General features: G+C 62.4%; 16 protein-coding genes and 1 pseudogene. 5 read left to right on the top strand and 12 right to left on the bottom strand.

Translation table 11 applies throughout. From position 1 onward, the window contains the following. The first annotated feature begins 3 nt into the window (after positions 1-3). Positions 4-1,035 (top strand): ferrochelatase, encoded by a 1,032-nt coding sequence (locus F600_RS0120430; RefSeq protein WP_018162512.1) that lies wholly within the window; start codon positions 4-6, stop codon positions 1,033-1,035. On the opposite strand, the gene F600_RS0120425 is transcribed toward F600_RS0120430, so the two are convergent. From F600_RS0120425 to F600_RS32735, 7 genes and pseudogenes are all read right to left on the bottom strand, one after another. Next, positions 1,019-1,984, bottom strand: coding sequence for a hypothetical protein (locus tag F600_RS0120425; RefSeq protein WP_018162511.1), 966 nt, complete (start codon positions 1,982-1,984; stop codon positions 1,019-1,021). The two genes, F600_RS0120430 and F600_RS0120425, sit on opposite strands and share 17 nt — an antisense overlap. Positions 1,985-2,007: 23 nt before the next feature. Further along, a complete protein-coding gene (locus tag F600_RS0120420; RefSeq protein WP_018162510.1) occupies positions 2,008-2,823 on the bottom strand; it encodes a shikimate 5-dehydrogenase in 816 nt (271 codons plus the stop codon). A gap of 71 nt (positions 2,824-2,894) precedes the next feature. Continuing rightward, positions 2,895-3,689: a VOC family protein gene (locus tag F600_RS0120415; RefSeq protein ID WP_018162509.1), complete on the bottom strand. Its 795-nt coding sequence runs from the start codon at positions 3,687-3,689 to the stop codon at positions 2,895-2,897. 61 nt (positions 3,690-3,750) lie between these two features. Further along, complete coding sequence (locus F600_RS0120410) at positions 3,751-4,884, bottom strand: citrate/2-methylcitrate synthase (protein WP_018162508.1); 1,134 nt, start codon at positions 4,882-4,884, stop codon at positions 3,751-3,753. Positions 4,885-5,095: 211 nt separating this feature from the next. Beyond that, positions 5,096-6,013, bottom strand: a complete 918-nt coding sequence (locus F600_RS29205; RefSeq protein ID WP_156024700.1) for a S8 family serine peptidase — start codon at positions 6,011-6,013, stop codon at positions 5,096-5,098. After that, positions 6,006-9,425, bottom strand: a complete 3,420-nt coding sequence (locus F600_RS0120400) for an ABC transporter transmembrane domain-containing protein (protein ID WP_245541578.1) — start codon at positions 9,423-9,425, stop codon at positions 6,006-6,008. Before F600_RS0120400 ends, F600_RS29205 begins: the two co-directional genes overlap by 8 nt. Positions 9,426-9,452: 27 nt before the next feature. After that, a pseudogene (locus F600_RS32735) lies at positions 9,453-9,716 on the bottom strand (FHA domain-containing protein); the annotation flags it as partial. A 285-nt stretch (positions 9,717-10,001) separates the two neighbouring features. Between F600_RS32735 and F600_RS0120390 the strand changes: the two are divergent. The 3 genes from F600_RS0120390 to grrM are packed head-to-tail and all read left to right on the top strand — an operon-like array spanning position 10,002 to position 12,031. Then, entirely contained in the window at positions 10,002-10,328 is a 327-nt protein-coding gene (locus tag F600_RS0120390) for a hypothetical protein (RefSeq protein ID WP_018162504.1), read from the top strand. Between the two features lie 47 nt (positions 10,329-10,375). Then, positions 10,376-10,714: a hypothetical protein gene (locus F600_RS0120385; protein ID WP_018162503.1), complete on the top strand. Its 339-nt coding sequence runs from the start codon at positions 10,376-10,378 to the stop codon at positions 10,712-10,714. 33 nt (positions 10,715-10,747) lie between these two features. After that, positions 10,748-12,031 carry a cyclophane-forming radical SAM/SPASM peptide maturase GrrM/OscB gene (grrM, locus tag F600_RS31310; RefSeq protein WP_162141456.1) on the top strand — a complete coding sequence of 428 codons (1,284 nt, stop codon included), beginning with the start codon at positions 10,748-10,750 and terminating at the stop codon, positions 12,029-12,031. On the opposite strand, the gene F600_RS30730 is transcribed toward grrM, so the two are convergent. The 5 genes from F600_RS30730 to F600_RS0120355 form a co-directional block, all read right to left on the bottom strand. Further along, positions 11,933-12,709, bottom strand: a complete 777-nt coding sequence (locus F600_RS30730; RefSeq protein WP_018162502.1) for a hypothetical protein — start codon at positions 12,707-12,709, stop codon at positions 11,933-11,935. The genes grrM and F600_RS30730 overlap by 99 nt on opposite strands. A 76-nt stretch (positions 12,710-12,785) precedes the next feature. After that, positions 12,786-13,001 carry a hypothetical protein gene (locus F600_RS0120370; protein WP_018162501.1) on the bottom strand — a complete coding sequence of 72 codons (216 nt, stop codon included), beginning with the start codon at positions 12,999-13,001 and terminating at the stop codon, positions 12,786-12,788. Between the two features lie 102 nt (positions 13,002-13,103). Continuing rightward, a complete protein-coding gene (locus F600_RS0120365; RefSeq protein ID WP_018162500.1) occupies positions 13,104-13,316 on the bottom strand; it encodes a hypothetical protein in 213 nt (70 codons plus the stop codon). A gap of 27 nt (positions 13,317-13,343) precedes the next feature. Further along, a complete protein-coding gene (locus tag F600_RS0120360; RefSeq protein WP_018162499.1) occupies positions 13,344-13,820 on the bottom strand; it encodes a hypothetical protein in 477 nt (158 codons plus the stop codon). A gap of 143 nt (positions 13,821-13,963) precedes the next feature. Further along, entirely contained in the window at positions 13,964-15,340 is a 1,377-nt protein-coding gene (locus F600_RS0120355; protein ID WP_018162498.1) for an NAD(P)-binding protein, read from the bottom strand. A 39-nt stretch (positions 15,341-15,379) separates the two neighbouring features. Here F600_RS0120355 and F600_RS0120350 point away from each other — a divergent pair, with 39 nt between their 5' ends. After that, the gene (locus tag F600_RS0120350) at positions 15,380-16,564 is read left to right on the top strand and encodes a citrate synthase (RefSeq protein WP_018162497.1); all 1,185 of its coding nucleotides are present in this window, start codon (positions 15,380-15,382) and stop codon (positions 16,562-16,564) included. Positions 16,565-16,574 lie beyond the last annotated feature (10 nt).

Below are 16,574 nucleotides of genomic sequence, written 5' to 3'. Positions count from 1 at the left end.
GTCATGGACGCGCTCCTCGTTCTCTCGTTCGGTGGCCCGGAGAAGCCCGAGGACGTCATGCAGTTCCTCGAGAACGTCACGCGCGGTCGCGGCATCCCGCCGGAACGACTCGTTGAGGTCGGCGAGCATTACTACCACTTCGGTGGCCGCTCGCCGATCAACGAGCTGAACCTGGCGCTCATCGAAGCGGTCAAGGCCGAGCTCAAGCGGAACGGTCTGGAGCTGCCCGTCTACTTCGGGAACCGCAACTGGCATCCGATGGTCGAGGACACCGTCGCCACCATGACCGCAGATGGCGTGCAATCCGCGCTGGTGTTCGCGACGTCGGCGTGGAGTGGGTACTCGGGCTGTCTGCAGTACCAGGAGGACATCAAGCGTGCGCGGGCTGCGGTCGACGGCGCACCGCATCTGATGAAGCTTCGGCAGTTCTACGACCACCCGCTTTACATCGCGGCGATGGCCCACGCGATTGCCGAAGCGCGCGAAGAACTTCCGGCTGAGCTGCGGGAGGAAGCGCGGTTGATCTTCACCGCGCACTCGGTGCCGAACGCGGCCGACGCCGCAGCGGGTCCGTCCGATGCCGGCGGCCATCTCTACAGTCGTCAGGTTGCGGAAGCGTCCCGGTTGGCGGCGGCTGCTGCCGCATACCCAGACTTCGATCTCGTGTGGCAGTCGCGTTCGGGACCACCGCAGGTGCCGTGGCTCGAACCCGATGTCGTCGACCATGTCTCCGCCCTTGCCGACGCCGGCGCACGCGCAGTGATCGTGTGCCCGATCGGCTTCATCTCCGACCACATGGAAGTCGTGTGGGACCTCGACAACGAGCTGCGCGACATGTGCGTCGAACGTGGGGTCGCGCTCGCTCGCGTCGCGACCGCCGGCACCGATCCGCGATTCGCGCAGATGATCGTCGAGCTGGTGCAGGAGCACATCGGGGGAGTTCCCGCCCGACGTCTCGGCGCGGAACCTTCGTTCGGATGCACTGTTGACGGTGCACCGTGCGCCGTCGGTTGTTGCGCTATCCGGAGAGGTTGAGCACTCCGAGCAGTCCCTCGATGGCGACTTTCTGCGTTGACAACAGCACGACCGGAATCAGCGTGGTGAGGACCAGGCGGCGAACCATCGAGTTGGTGAACGGCCACTCGGGCGCTTCCTTGAGCCGCTTTTCGTAGTTGCTCCAGATGTTGGACAGCGTGTTCAGCTGTCCGAGTGATTCGCCGAAGTCGTCTTCGCGGTAGCGAAGCTTCAGCTCGCGGTACACCTTCCGCATGTTGGCCCGGACTTTGTTCAGTTCGCTCTGCTTCGCACCGGCCATCACCCGGTGCGTGTTTCGGAGACTCAGGAAGAACAATGCCGCGGCAATGACCGTTATCGATATGGTGATCGCGAGTCCGGGCGCGTCCTGGTTCGGAAACAGCAGGATCCCGATCGAGATTCCGCCGAGCAGGACCAGCGACGTGAACAAGTTTCGCTTCGCGATGGGTTCCAGATCATTGGGATTGAACACATTCACGCGCAGCCGTAGACGATGGAGTCGGGTGAGGACACTTGTTCCCGCGAACGACTGTCTGACAATGAGCCCGACAAACCCGCACATGATCAGGGTCGCGACCACACGATAGGTAATCGTCCAGGCCATGCCCTCGACCTCGCGCCACGGTTGCAGCAACGCAATACCGATGAGCGCCCCCAGAAGTGCGCTGATTACCTTCGAGCGGGGTCGCGGAGCCCCGTCAGCGACGATCGCATCGAAGGCTGCGGTGTCGACCGCCAGTCGACGAAGGGACGCGAACGCGTCGTCGCGCAACCTGTCGACCAGCGGTTCGATCGCCACGATGTAGGTGATGATGACCGGTGCGAGAATGCTCTGACGCCAGAAGGTGAAGTCCACGCTGCCGACGACGCCGTCGAGCCAGGTCGCACCGATGAGCGCGAGAAAGGCAAACGCCGGTATCCCGATCACGAGGAGGCGCCGCGCCGACATGATCGAAGTGTAAAGGTGGCTGGTCAGCGTCGTGAGAACTCCGCCGCGCGGGCAACCTGTTCCCGCGTGATCGAGACGCCGGTGTAGCGCTCGAACTGCCGAGCAGCCTGGTTCGTGTGGACGTCCGCGCCCGAGATCACTGTCTTGTTCAATTCACGTGCCGAGCGAATCAACGGCGTTTCCGCGGGGAAGGCCACGACGTCGAACACCACCGAGGCGGCCTCGATGAGGTCGGTAGGGAAGGACAGAGCCTCGGAATCTGGTCCTTGCATTCCGAGCGGTGTCACGTTGATGAGGACCTGGGCGGCGCCCGGGGCTGGTTCGTCGGGGGTCCACCGGTATCCGTAGCGGTCGGCCAACTCCGGGCCGAGGGCGGGGTTCCGGGCCAGGATAGTGACGTCTTCGAAGTGGTGATCGCGCAGCGCGGCGACGACGGCTTTCGCCATTCCTCCGGAGCCGCGCACAACGACAGGCAGCCTGAAGTCGAGGTGATTGTCGACGATGAGTGTGGCGATCGCTTCATAGTCGGTGTTCGCGCCGACGAGGTGGCCGTTGGCGTTGACGATCGTATTGACGGATTCGATCACCGCGGCCGAGGACTCGATCTCGTCGACCAACGGGATCACTGCCTCCTTGAACGGCATTGACACCGAGCAGCCGCGAATGCCGAGCGCACGAACGCCGCGGATCGCACCTTCGATGTCGTCGGTCGTGAACGCCTTGTAGGCGAAGTTCAGTCCGAGTTCGTCGTACAGGAAGTTGTGGAATCTCGTCCCCAGGTTGGATGGCCGGCCCGCGAGCGAGATGCAGAGTTTCGTGTCCTTGTCGAGGGTTGGCACGGTCCTCCGATCGGAAGTTCGAAGACATCAGAAGGACCTGATCAGGGCCTTCTGATGTCTTCTTCAAACACTTACTGCGGCGGTGCCGACTTGTCGTTTCCGTCGATAAGACCGAAGACCTCACCCTGCGGACCGGCCACGACAGCCATGCGTCCGAACGGGGTAGCGTCCGGGCCCATCATCTTGCTCGAGCCGAGTGCGATCGCCTTCTCGAGCGACGCATCGAGACCGTCGACGTGGAACCACGTGAGCCAGTACGACGCCGGCTCGCCGAAGAGCTTGGCGTCGGCGATGCCGCCGACACCTTCCTCGGCGCCCGGGTTGGCGAACGTCGAGTAGATCATGTTCACGCCGTCACCCATGTCGGTGTACGTCCAGCCGAAGACCTTCGTGAAGAACTCGCGCGACTCTTCGTACTGCAGCGTGTGGAGCTCGTTCCAGGTGTACGCGCCGTGCTCGTTGTAGATTCCGGCGCCGGTGTGTGCCTTCGACTCCCAGACGCCGAACGGTGCACCCGCCGGGTCGGTTGCGACGAACATGCGGCCGACGTCGAGGACGTCGAACGGAGGGCCGAAGAGCATGCCGCCGGCGGCACCGATCTTCTCGGCGATGTCATCTGCGGAATCGGCGGCGAGGTAGGTGGTCCACACCGAGGGCATCGGTGCGTCGCCGAATTTGGGTCCGATACCGGCTGCGGGCTTGCCCTTCAGCATCGCCATCAAGTAGCCGCCGGCATCGTCGGGGCCGTCGAAGATTTCCCAGCCGAACAGCTCTGAGTAGAACTGACGGGCCTTTGCTACGTCATCGACCTGTAGGTCAACCCAGCAGGGCGTGCCCTGGGGCCAGGCCGAATCACGTGTAGGCATGCTTCCTCCGAAATCAGTGTGGTGGTGGCCGTCTCGACCACCACCACACTGAATCACGGACCTACGACAAGTCGACCCCCATCTCAGGATCTGGTCCGACATACCGCGCCGACGGTCGGATGATCTTGCGATCGTGCGACTGCTCGACGACGTTGGCGCTCCAGCCGACGATGCGACTGCAGGCGAAGGTCGGCGTGAACATCGAACGGGGGAGGCCACAGCGGTCCATGACGACACCGGCGTAGTACTCGACGTTCGCGTAGAGTTTGCGGCCTGGTTTCAGCTCCGCCAACGTCTCGACAACCGTGTTCTCGATGGCAACGGCGCGTTCGACGGTATCGCCGCCGAGTCCAACGGCTATCTCGCGCAACAACTCCGAGCGTGGATCGAGCGTCCGGTACACCGCGTGCCCGAATCCCATAATGCGGTCGCCACTTTCGACCTGGCGACGAACCCACGCGGCGGCATTGGCCGGTGAGCCGATTTCGTCGAGCGCATCGAGGGCGCGATCCGGGGCGCCGCCGTGGAGCGGGCCAGAGAAGGCGCCGATCGCCGCGACAACTGCGGAGACGAGGTCTGCGCCGGTCGATGCCACCACCCGGGCCGTGAACGTCGAGGCGTTGAAACCGTGGTCGATCGTGGCGATCAGATACTGCTCGATCGCTCGTGCTTCGGCCTCACCCGGCCGCTCGCCGGTGACCATGTAGAGCCAGTTCGCCGCGGTCCGTAGCGATGGGTCCGAAGCAACGACCGGAAGCCCCAGACTTAGTCGGTGCAGCGCCGCCAGGAGCGTGGGCGTGATGGCGCAGATGCGAAGTGCCGCTTCGGCTTTCTCGTCCTCGGTCGCGTCGTAGAGCGGTGTCGCCGTCTGTCCGATCAACGACAGCGCGGTTCGCAATGCGACGAGCGGTCGGTCGCCGATCGCCGCGATCGTGGGAAGTGCCGCCTCGATCTCAGGCGGAAGAGTGCGCAATTCTGCGACCTCACGTGTGAACCTTTCGCGTTCGGAAGCCGAGGGGAGATGCCCGTGGGCAAACAGGAACCAGACGTCCTCGAACGTCTGCGTGCGGGCGAGCTCGACCGCCGGGTACTGGCGGTAGTGGTAGAAGCCCTCGTCCCCGCGGACGTCACCGATTTCGGTGTCGGCTACCACGACATTGTGGAGACCCCGTGGGGCGACCGTAATTGTGTCCATGACAACACTATCCGAACGAACATTGATTTCTGTCAATGTTGATCGAATCAATGTGAACGCGCACAGATCGGTTACAGACGAGCCAAGTCGTCCAGAAGGGGCAAGCCGAGAACCCGGGCAAGGGCCTTGAAGTGATGGCGTCCCGTTGCCAGGCGCAGCCCATCCGAGTTTGGATCTCCAACCGGGTTACGTTCGACTTTGGCCGCCTCGGTCATCGCAGATGTGACCCCTGATTTCTCGCCGTGCTGCCAGCCCGCATGACGCGGCTGACGCGTCCAGCTTCCATTTCGGGTGCTTCCTGAATGTTCGCCGCGGTGGCCCAGAGCGCTGTCTTGATTTGAAAGGGACGAAGCCGTGGGTGCTTCGACTTGATGAGCGCAACCAAGCCGCTGATGTGCGGTGCTGCAAACGAGTTACCCGTGACGGTAGTCCGTCCACCGCCCTTCCATGGGACGGTGACGTTGACTCCACGTGCGAGGAATTCGGTCGGTGGCTCCGGATTGAAATGGAACCTATAGGGATCGGCACTGAGGTTGCAGGCGACACTCGCTACGGAGGCGTAGAGCGATGGGTAGCTGGGACGAGTCGTGTTTCCGGCGGCCGTGACCACGAATGAGCCACTGAAGTAGGCCTGGTCACAGAGGTCGTGGAAGGGCAATGCCCACTCTCGCTTCATCGCGCCCAGCGAAAGATTGATAACGTCAAACCGTTCGGCAACGGCCCAGCTCAGGCCCTTTTCGAAGGCTGCTGCTTGACCTGTGAGGCCTCGTCCGAAGATTTTGATGCTGACGATCTCGGCTTTTGGTGCGATCGCGTGGACGATGCCCGCACATGCTGTTCCGTGCCCGAAGCTGTCGTCGTGTGCGCCACGTACTAGGACCAAATTGCCCGAATCATCTATCTCGACGGCCGCTCCTTGGGCCGCCGCGACGCTGCCGTCAAGATCGGGGTGGTCCGCCTCAACGCCTGAATCGACGATTGCGACCCGGACACCCTTTCCGGTTGCTCCCCCGAAGGCCCACTCCGGTGAAAGGTCCCCGAGTGAATAGCGGGTCACTCGCGGAAGCATCACCGACGGTGCCCCGTACGCGGGCAGTAACCCTGCCTCCGGTGTGATCTTGTCAGGCAAGGAGCGACTCCACCAGTGAGCTGACGTGGTGGTACCGAACCGGATCGGAATGTGCCAACGCGGTCAATCGGTCGCTGAGAATCCCGGGATCTGTGGGGATATCGAGGTCGGATGCCTGGGCGAGCACCGCGCTCGCGACGCCGACGACGAGGTCGGCGACCTCCACATCATCAATCGTGAATGCGCCGCCGCGTGTTTTGTCGAGCAGCACGAGAACGCCAATCACTCCTTCGTCGCTAAAACAGGGCAGGCACAGCAGCGACTGAGGTGCTGAGTCCAACACGGCTTCGAGACCCGAGAGAATTGGCTCTGCTGAACCGCTCGCCGAGATAGACATCGGTTGTCCAGAGCGCACCACCAAACCCGCGACACCGTCGCCGTCATCGATGAGCAGACCTAGGTGATCGGGGACTTGGGAGGTCGTGGCGACGACCCTCAGGTCTGTGCCTTCAACATGGAGAAGCCATGCACCCGACGCGCCGGTCGTATTCACCGCACCAACGACGAGCGCATCAAGGACGGGATTTTTTGTCATGCGCCGGATCCGTCGCTTTCGGTCGAGGGGAATTCGGGTGACCACCGATTCGGCTTTGGCGGACAGCCCGAGAAGCATCTCGCCGGCGGACGGTCCGGGCGTCCGCGTCCCCGAAAGACCGTCGGCGATATCTGTGAACTCGGCTGCGAGGAATTCGATCGCGCGGGCATCGAGAACGTAAAGCGTTACAGCGCCATTCGCAACGAGGGCTGAGCCGGTCGGTTGTCCGACGATTCCGCTCAGCCCGAAGGCGTCTCCGTGGGCCAGGTCAGCGATCGGTCTGGCTGCTCCATTCGTAGCGATCTCCGCGACGCTTCCGGCTCCTGAGCGTACGACTGCCAGTTGCATTCCGTCGTCGTAAAGGCGCTCGCCGCCATCGAGGTGTTCAATCCGAACCATGTCTGCGGCAGCGGCGACTGCCTTGCTCGTGACGCTTGCAAAGAGCGCGGTTGCGGCGAGCGCGCTCCTTACCTGTCCCAACTCTGTCTCGTCGGGACCTGCCGCGGACCCGATCTGCTCAGTCCACAGATCGGCGTAGATCCCGCCCCGGCGCACGAGTTGTTCGTGGGTCCCATCCTCGACGATTGAACCGTTAGCGACGACGAGAATCCTGTCGTAGTCGACAACGGAGGTGAGGCGATGGGTGACGGCGAGGGTGGTGCGTCCCCGTGACGCCTTCTCTAGCGTGTCCACGATCAGGCCCTCTGTGCGTGGGTCGAGTGCAGAAGTGGCTTCGTCCAGGATGAGGATCCGGGGGTCTCGGAGCAAAGCTCGTGCAATTGCCATCCGTTGGCGTTGGCCGCCGGACAAACGGGCGCCGCGTTCACCGACCAGCGTGTCGAGGCCGTTGGGGAGGGAGGCAATGAACTCGCTCAGCTCGGCCGCCGCGACCGCTTGCTCGATACGCGACTGAGAAGCGTCGGGGTCTCCTACGAGGATGTTGTCGCGGCACGTGCCCTCGAAGAGGCAGGTGTCTTGGAACACCACACCCATCTGTCCGCGCAGGGATTCGAGGGTCGCGCCGCGGATGTCGTTGCCGTCGATCAATACTCGGCCCTGCTGTGGGTCGTAGAAGCGGAGCAACACTTGCAGGATCGACGACTTGCCGGCGCCGGTTGGCCCGACGAGTGCCACCCGCGTCCCGGCAGTGATGGAAAGGTCGACGTCGTTCAGGATCATCGTCGAGCCGTCGTAGCCGAACGTGACATGGCTGAACTGGATTTCTCGCTGAAGTGGCTCGAGGTTCGCTGCGTCCGGATGTTCCGCCACTTCGGGCTCCGAGTGCAAGATTTCGTTGATGCGGACGAGAGCGCCCGACGACGCCAGAATCTGCTGGCCGATGCTCGTCAAGGCAGTGACCGGATCGATGGCCTCGCCCATGAGCGAGGTGAACGCAACGAGCCCACCTAGGGTGAGATGTCCGTGGAGGACCAACCACGTTCCAAGCGCGAGGACCACCAGCCTCAATACCGTCACCACGAGGTTGACGACAAGACTGAATGTGCCGCCGAACAGGTTGAGCCGAATCTGTTTTTTGAAAAGGCGGTCAGCTGCGCCAGCAAGTTTGGCGATCTCGCGATTCTCCAGGCCGAACGCGCGGACCACCGGCTGAGCCGAGTAGTTCTCCGCTGCTATCGCGACCACGACACCGGTTTCTTCCTGTACCGCGATGCTGCGGCGCTGAGCTCCTTTCGACATCACTCGGTAGGCGAGTGCGACCAGCGGGATGCCGATTGCGACGATGGCGCCGAGGAGCGGATTCAGGATGAACAGCACTATCGAGGTCACGATGACAGTTAGGATCTGGAATACGCCGTCCCGAAGTGTCTGCGAGATGCCCGCCTCGAGCAGCCCCACGTCGTTGAATAGTCGCGACAGCACGTCTCCCTGCTGCCGCCGGAGGTGCCACGCGATGTCCAATTGCTGGAGTTTGCCGAACATCTCAGCACGAATTTGCCGGACCACGCTTCCGCTGACATAGGCGCTCAGGTAGGAACGACGAAGCGTCGCGAGTAGCGAGATGGCGAGGGCAACGCCAACCACGGTGAGGATCGACATCGCTGCAGCGAGGTCTCTATCGGGGATGGCGACATCCAACAACTTCTTGAACTGGAACGGGAAGATCATCGTGAACGCCAGGCCGAGCAGCATATAGGCGAACATCTCGATCTCGCGGCGCCAATGCGGGCGGATATATCCTGCGGCTAGGCGCAGGAACTGGTTCGCCTTCACCGCCCCGGTTCCGTTCCGGAGTCCGTTGCGCCAGCGCTGCTCAAGGATCGAAAGGCCACGTCCGTATACCCTGATCAGGGTCCGATCGAGTTCGCCCCTTCGCGCAGATCGGATGACTTCAAGCAGGTCATTTTCAGAACTCAGCGCAATCAGGAATTTGACGAACGACGCCGCCATGCGAGCGCGCAACGGCCCAGGTGCCGCCGCGAAGTCCGGTAAGTCAACTCCCGCGAGGTCGCCGTCGTCTTCCTCCTCGAGAGATCCAAGGTAGGTGCCGTAGCCCTCTAGCAGCAGGGCCAATTCGGGAGCCGCATCGAGTTCGGCGCCACACATGAGCGCTACTGCGCGCGCAATTGGCTCAGGCGGGGACTCGGCAGTGACGATGACCCAGATCGTAGATGTCGGCGGCTCGATAAGCGTGCCTGAAGTAATCAACTCATGTGATACGGGGTCCGCCACAGGGTCGCTGAGTCGCACAACGATGGGCCTATCCCCGCGCAATTCCAGGAGTTTCCCGAGTTTGCGCTGGCAGCGGCGCACTTGCTCCTCGATGCTGGGCAGAAACCGTTCCCCGGGACTGTCGTGTCGGCAGGAGATCTGGAAGTTGCCCACCGTCACGAGCCGGGCACGGTGGTTCTGCGACATGTTATTGGTTGCCGTGATCAGAGCGACCTTCGTTTTTCCCAAACGCAGGATGTCGCCAGGCCTAAGTTGCCGGGTGCCTTCCACTCGCTCTGTATTGATATACGAGCCGTTCAGGCTGCCAAGATCTTCCACCATCAGGCCGCTCGCTGTGGGAGCAAGGCACAGGTGCCGGCGGGAAATCTCAGGGTCATCGACAACCAGGCCGGTGCCGCTGCGTCCGACCTCGACGGGCTCGTCGATTGTTACCCGTCGAGGAAGCCGGTCAGGCTCTGATATCTCGATTGTTTGCATTCAATGTTGCTCTCGGTCAGGTGTCGAGTCGCTCCAGATGAATTGGGATAAAACGGACAAAAGGCTAAATTTCTGACGGATGACCTTTTAATTGTCACCGGTCCAGGCAGAACGTACGTGGGAATAGCTGAACGGTCCTGCAGTCGCACCGAGGCATTTCTGGACGTCAAAGTTCGGTGACTAATCACGATTGGAGTTGCTTGTAGCGGCGGTCGATCGCCGATAGGCTACGACGATAGGCCGAGCCGTCAAACTCGCATCGGAACCGACCAAATTGGAGTTGAAATGGCGGTTGACGAATTCGCGACAGCACTGATCGCAATGGATGACGATGACGTGCGCACCCAAATTGCTCAAGGCGACCTCTCGGCGTTCGGTAACACGTTCACGGACGACGAGCGCACGCTCCTCGTCGAGGCCGCCAGAGAGGAACCCGAAGTCGTCCTCTTCGGCACGGATTTCGGAGTCAATCCCAGGAACGTGGCTGCTATCGGCTACGTCACGGACAACCAGAACCAGATCAGTCCCCAGATCCGCGTGAACTTCGGAACGTTCTTGACGGCGAAGGTCGGTTCTGGGTTGGTTTTCTCGGACTCGTTCACCCGCGGCTAGGTCCCATCCGAGGTTCCGAGGTCACGGATTGCCACATTGGAGTTGAGATGGCGGTTAATGAATTCGCGACTGCACTGATCGCGATGGATGACGATGACGTCCGTGCCCATATTGCCAAGGGCGACCTCTCGGCGTTCGGTCACACGTTCACCGACGAAGAGCGCACGCTGCTCGTGGAGGCAGCGCAGGACGATCCCGAGGTTGTCCTTTTCGGCAGCAGTTTTGGCGCCAACCCCAGGAACGTGGCCGCTATTGGCTACGTCACGGACAACCAGAGCCAACTTAGTCCGCAGATCCGCGTGAACTTCGGGACGTTCTTGCGGACGAACATCGGGTGGTCAAAGGCGTTCGGGGACACCACCCCCGACTGCCCTAGTTGCCAATAGTGTCCGATTCGGATATCTACTCGCGGATTGGTCGTGTCCTACGTGAACTCCGACGGGGTCGCTGCACGACCCCGCGTTCGGTTGGCAATTCTGCAACCAACGTCGCATTGCAACCTCAACTGCGTTTACTGTTATGTCCCAGAACGGTCCAATAGTTCATTGATGTCGGACGCGGTCGTTCGCGCTGCGGCTGTGTTTACGTTCAGCACTGCGCCGCCGGACCAAGAATCGTTCACATTCGCGTGGCATGCGGGCGAGCCACTCGCCGCCGGAATCGAGTTCTATCGTCGCGCGTTTCGAATCATTGCCGACGAGGCGCCAGGTGGCAGCACAATTCGCCATCTGATCCAAACCAACGCAACACTGGTTAACGCCAGTTGGTGCGAATTCTTTTCTGGTCATCAGATGGAGTTCGGCGTAAGTCTCGACGGCCCCCGCGACCTGCACGATTCTTCCCGCGTCAATTGGGCAGGCCGGGGATCATTTGACCAGGCAATGCGTGGGGTGAAGCTTCTGCGCGATGCTGGCTACAACCCCAATGCGATTTGCGTGCTCACGCCGAGATCTCTTGATGCAGCCGATGAGTTGTACGACTTTTTCGCCGAGAACGCTTTCCCGTCAGTGGGGTTCAATCTTGAAGAGTCTGAGGGCGCACACGCACGGTCACGCCACGCGGATGCTGATGAGACTTCGTTGCGGTCGCGCTACACCGCCTTCATGAGGCAGATTTGGAAGCGATGGTATTCCGATCGAGGCCGGATGCGAATTCGCGAAATTGAGCAGGAACTCGGGTGCATCTTCCAATCGAGGATCGACCCAAATTTTGTAGCGGTGCCGGATGAGGCCATTCCATTTGCGGACATTACGATTCGCCGTGATGGGGAAATCAGTACGTTCTCACCGGAATTTGCCTCCACCGCGAGTTCCGAGTATCAAAACTTCGTTATTGGCAACGTGCTGGTAGACACGCCGGATTCCGTCACCAACAGCACGGCATTTCAACGCCTCAGCGGTGATATTGAGAAAGGAAGGAATGCCTGCCAGAAACGATGCAGCTACTATCGTGTTTGCGGGGCCGGATTTCAGTCCAACAGGTACGCTGAGCACGGCAATTTGCTGGCCACGGAAACGGTCACTTGTCGCATTCACAAAATGGCGCTGAATGACACGGTCACTTCTGAACTCAATGCAATGTCGAATCGTCAGGCTGGCCTGCCTTCAGGCTGGCTCGAGGAAGCCGACCGGCCACCTACCGAGCCAGAACGCGACGATCGACGGGAGCCTCGCGTCGAGGGTCGAGCCGTCGTGCACGAGTAGCTCTGTCGGCGCGACGTATGCCTGCCCGGGTTCAAGCACTACCGAGTAACAGCGCAGGGGGCCACCGTTCGCCACGAACTCGCGCACGTCAGTGGTATGCGGGAGATGATCGTCCGTCCTGCCCAAACTGCGACAAATTTGACACGCCGTCGGGCTCGCGAACAGCAACGCTCGGCTCCCCGGTCCGAGGTTGACGGCAAGGCGCCGGCGACTCTCAGACCGGGTGCGCATCGGCATCTGATCCCAGTTGTCGAGGTGGAGCCCTATTCGCTTGCTGCCGGGACTGCGCCGACTGGTGGTGAGCTGCCCTGGTGCCTCGATGCTGATCGTGAGGAAGTCGCCGTCGGAGAGCGGGCTGAGTTCACGCCGATCTAACTGTCGCACTGACTGGACCGTGTCATCCGAACTCCACCATCCCTTGATCTGGGCCGAACCGCCCGTCGGAAAGCTGTCTCGGATGTATTCGCGTGCTTCGTTCAGCCCAGCCGGAGCACGGACGAATTCGATCGTCTCCGAGTCGAGTGTTCCGGCACCCGTCAACGGGAGATCGAGGAAGTCGATCTTGATCCACTCCCCGTCGGGCACGATCGCGCCCGCCTCATAACGCTCGTCACCGTTCGCGACCCACCGCACGCTGTCCGCAATGCAGGCGGTGACGTTCGGGACCGTTGCATGCACTAATTCATCGTAGAACTAGGAGCACTCTCTGATTGAGTGTCTGGATCTCCGGCTGAATCTGCGCTGAGGGCCACAATCATCGGTAGCCCTGACCGGGTTGGTCAGGGCTACCGTGAACCCTCGGATCACGCGCGGGTGAGGCGTACGTGGCGTTCATCTGCGGTCCGCCGTTGTCGACCCAGGAGTGGACGGTGTAGGTCCCGTCGCCGTTCCCGATGATTCCCGAACCGTCGACCTTGGCACCCGAGACGACGTTCGTTGCGACGAAGTCGACCGTGGTGTTTGTGTCCATCTGATACGCGGTGCTGACGGTGAAGTCGTCGGCCAGGTTGTCCGACCGTGCGGTGACGACCTCGGTCTGGCCCGGGCCCAGCGAGTTGAGCGGTGCGTCGAACTACATGCCGTGTGGGTTGGTGGAGCCGTTGCGCCACAGCGTGTAGCCCGTGTCGTTGGTGATCGTCATCTTCGTGGTCGGAGCGGTGGCCGATCCGGCCCCGTCGAGCGGAGCAGCCGATGCGATGCCGGCGAATCCGGCCATTGCGGCGACGATTGCGGTACCGGCGATCGCCGGTCGGGCGAGACGTCGGCGGTTGGTGGTGGTGGACATGGCACTTGATCTTTCGAGATGTGGTGGTCAATTGACCAGCGGGCTGAGGACGTACGAGGCGTTGACGTTCGGTGCACCGGTGTCGATCGTCGACTGGACCGTGTAGGTGCTCGCACCAGGTCCGGAGACATTCGAACCGTCGGTGTTGGCACCCATGTAGTCGTTGGTCGAGACGAACTTGACGATCGTGTTGGTGTCCATCTGGTACGAGATGCTGATCGGGAAGACCGGCGCCCGGTTGTTCGACGCCCCGGTGATGATCTCGGTCTGACCGGGTGCCAGCGACTCGCGCGGAGCCGCGATCCAGTAGCCGTACGGGATGTTGGCGTCGTCGATCGTGAGCGCGTGGCCGGTGTTGTTCGTGATAGTCATGGCGGTCGTAGGAACGTCAGTGGGGAGCGTGCCGGCCGTGGCAACGCCGGAAAGGCCGGCCATGGTAGCAACGACTGCGGTTCCGGCAATGGCGCTGAAGACGATCCGGCGGCGGGTGGAGGTGGTGAACATTGGATTCGACTTTCAGGAGGTGGATCCGGCGTATTTGCCGTTGCCCATAACTCTCTGCCTGTCCGGCGCCCCGGACGGTCCTCTGAAAAGGCCGATCACCAGGGGAAACGCGCATCCACCAATTGGGTGACATGCCCTGGCAACTACGCCAATCCAGCCAGTTCCGCCAACCGTGCCATTCCCGCCGGCTGGTGCTGCTGAAGTCGGCGCATCGCCTCGACGACTTCCGGGTCCGCCGCGCGTTCGGCCGGCACCCTTCCCGGATTGATCGCGGTCGAGTCCGCGAACGCCTTGATCTCCGGCACCGCGCTGAAGGCGGCCGAGGATCGGGCGCCGAGCACCTGCATCGCTGCCCAGTCCTGCGGCGTGTTCGAATACGGCGAGGGACGGCAGACCCGATTCTTCTCGCCATCGCCGTCCATGATCGCTTCGACGAAACCGATGATGGCCGCCCCAAAACAGGGGAAACCGGTGCGGACCGGTTGCAGCGTTATCGCCTTGCGCTGCCAGATCGGGACCAACCCCGGATACTGCAATCCGGATGCGGCGCAATGGATCACGGTGGTTCGCTCGGGCACCGCGACGTCGCCGTCGGCACACGACACGACGCCTGGAGCAACTCCGCGAATGTGGCCGAGCCGCACGACGTTCTCGATTGTCCGGAGCCCATCGAGTTCCCACTGGGCCAATGTCGGGGTCTTCGCCATCGTCGGCGTCACCGACGGGTCGATGCGCAGCATGATGCCCGCGGCCTCGAGGCGGAGGAACAGATCGTCGGGTGAATCGGCCGCAGCCGCGGCGGCCATGAGGTCCGCGCCCATGCCGATGAAGACAGTGGGGTCCGGTTGGACGACAGCCCGGTTGAGCATCCACGGGTCGCGTGGTCGAACCCAGCAGATTCGGTCCGGTTCGACGCCGTTTTCGAGGAGGTACAGGGTCGCATCGGTCGCTGTCTTGCCGGAACCGACGACGACGAACCGGTCCGGCGAGTCCGCAATCGCCACGACGTCGTTGACCGGGATGACGTGGCTTCCGCTCGCGACCGTGAACGGCGGCGGAGTCAACGCTGGAATGTCGGGCGACAGATAACGCGCATCAACAACTCGGCCGCCGCGGGCGAGTTGGTACGTCGTGCCAGCTAGGCGCGACCTGAAGCAGCCGTCACCGAGGTACTCGCAGTTCGGGTAGAACGAGACGCGGCCCGTGGCCGTCATCGCCTGGAGCACGCGGGCGTAGTAATCGCAGATCTCGGCGGCGGAAGCGCGTTCGTGCAAACCGGCTTCGGGTCCGTCGGTCTGGACTCGCGCGTTCCCGAGCAGCGTCGACGCGACGCCATAGAACGCGGACGCCTGGTGTAACCGCACGAAAGGGTAGTCGGAGAGCCAGTGTCCGCCGGCGCTGTGGCGTCGATCCACGAGAGCCACGGTGGCGTCTGAATGGTTCACCAGCGCATCGGTGAACGCCATTCCGGCGGCACCTGCCCCGACGACGAGGTAGTCGACTTCGATTGTGCGGCTCACGTTGTCAATTATTGATCCCGTCAGTCAATGTTTATGGCTATGAAGCGACGGATGAATCCGCAGCGCCACGACGGCCGCGACTATTTGACGACGGCACAGACCGCCGCGCGGTTGGGCGTGAAGACCGAGACGGTCTATGCGTACGTCAGTCGTGGATTGCTGACGAGCGCGCGAATTCCCGCGGTTCGCGGCAGTCTGTTCGCGGTCGACGAAGTCGAGCAGTTGGCGTCGCGCGAGGGTGCCCGCCGGGTCGCCGGGGGATCGGTCGAGCGCATCCGGACGCAGCTGACTCTGCTCGAAGACGATGACCTGTACTACCGTGGTAAGCGCGCGACCGAACTCGTGGAGTGCGGATTCGAGCGGGTCGCGGAGTTTCTGTGGTCGGGGGAGTTGCCGGATGAGGCTAACTTTCCCGCGGCCACCGTGCCGGTGGTTGCCTTCCCGGATTCCGCCCGACTCATCGATCGGCTCCGCTTGTCCGTCGACCTTGCCGCCGCAAGCGATCCATTGCGTTCCGACCTTTCGCCGCGGTCGTTGGTCCGCTGCGCCCACGGAATCCTGTCCGCTGGTGTCGCGGGACTCGGTGGCGGTTCCGATGGTCGGGTCGCGGCTCGGTTGTGGCCGGCTGTTTCGAATCGTGAACCGCGGCCAGGAGAAATCGACATTCTCGATGCCGCCCTTGTCCTACTGGCTGACCATGACCTCGCCGCGTCAACCTTGGCCGCCCGCGTGGCCGCCAGCACTCGCGCAAACCTTTACGCCGTCGTCGGGGCGGGCCTCGGCGCGATCGATGGGCCGCTGCACGGGACGATGGCTGAGCGAGCGGTCCGGTTGTTGGACGACGATCCACTTGTCGCGCTTGGCAACGCCTTTCGGCTTTCGGAACCCATCCCGGGTTTCGGCCACCCGCTCTACCAACACCGGGATCCGAGGGCGGACTACCTGCTCGGACGATTGCGGGCAGAATTCCCGAGTCCGATCCTCGACGCGGCGAATGTGATCGTCACCGAACTCCAGACGAGAAACTCGACGTTCCCGACCTCGGATTTCGCACTCGCAGTCATGACCCGCGTCTTCGACCTTCGCGCCGACGCCGCCGAGGCGATCTTCGCACTCGCGCGGACGGCGGGCTGGATCGCGCATGCCATCGAGGAGTATCAGGAACCTCCGTTGCGGTTCCGTGTGCCGGGGGTCTACGTCGGGATTCGTCCGGCGCAGAGCTAGGTCGTAGCCA

The organism is Smaragdicoccus niigatensis DSM 44881 = NBRC 103563 (genome assembly GCF_000380645.1).
In the GTDB taxonomy this organism is placed as follows: domain Bacteria; phylum Actinomycetota; class Actinomycetes; order Mycobacteriales; family Mycobacteriaceae; genus Smaragdicoccus; species Smaragdicoccus niigatensis.
This window is presented reverse-complemented; position numbering and strand designations above follow the sequence as displayed.

Excerpts from the sequence above, each read along its gene's own strand:
- F600_RS0120365 (WP_018162500.1), bottom strand. The coding sequence starts at position 13,316 with ATGTCCACCACCACCAACCGCCGACGTCTCGCCCGACCGGCGATCGCC.
- F600_RS0120360 (WP_018162499.1), bottom strand. The coding sequence starts at position 13,820 with ATGTTCACCACCTCCACCCGCCGCCGGATCGTCTTCAGCGCCATTGCC.
- F600_RS0120430 (WP_018162512.1), top strand. The coding sequence starts at position 4 with ATGGACGCGCTCCTCGTTCTCTCGTTCGGTGGCCCGGAGAAGCCCGAG.
- F600_RS0120415 (WP_018162509.1), bottom strand. The coding sequence starts at position 3,689 with ATGCCTACACGTGATTCGGCCTGGCCCCAGGGCACGCCCTGCTGGGTT.
- F600_RS0120350 (WP_018162497.1), top strand. The coding sequence starts at position 15,380 with ATGAAGCGACGGATGAATCCGCAGCGCCACGACGGCCGCGACTATTTG.
- F600_RS0120425 (WP_018162511.1), bottom strand. The coding sequence starts at position 1,984 with ATGTCGGCGCGGCGCCTCCTCGTGATCGGGATACCGGCGTTTGCCTTT.
- F600_RS0120390 (WP_018162504.1), top strand. The coding sequence starts at position 10,002 with ATGGCGGTTGACGAATTCGCGACAGCACTGATCGCAATGGATGACGAT.
- F600_RS0120410 (WP_018162508.1), bottom strand. The coding sequence starts at position 4,884 with ATGGACACAATTACGGTCGCCCCACGGGGTCTCCACAATGTCGTGGTA.
- F600_RS0120400 (WP_245541578.1), bottom strand. The coding sequence starts at position 9,425 with ATGTCGCAGAACCACCGTGCCCGGCTCGTGACGGTGGGCAACTTCCAG.
- F600_RS0120385 (WP_018162503.1), top strand. The coding sequence starts at position 10,376 with ATGGCGGTTAATGAATTCGCGACTGCACTGATCGCGATGGATGACGAT.
- F600_RS0120370 (WP_018162501.1), bottom strand. The coding sequence starts at position 13,001 with ATGGACACAAACACCACGGTCGACTTCGTCGCAACGAACGTCGTCTCG.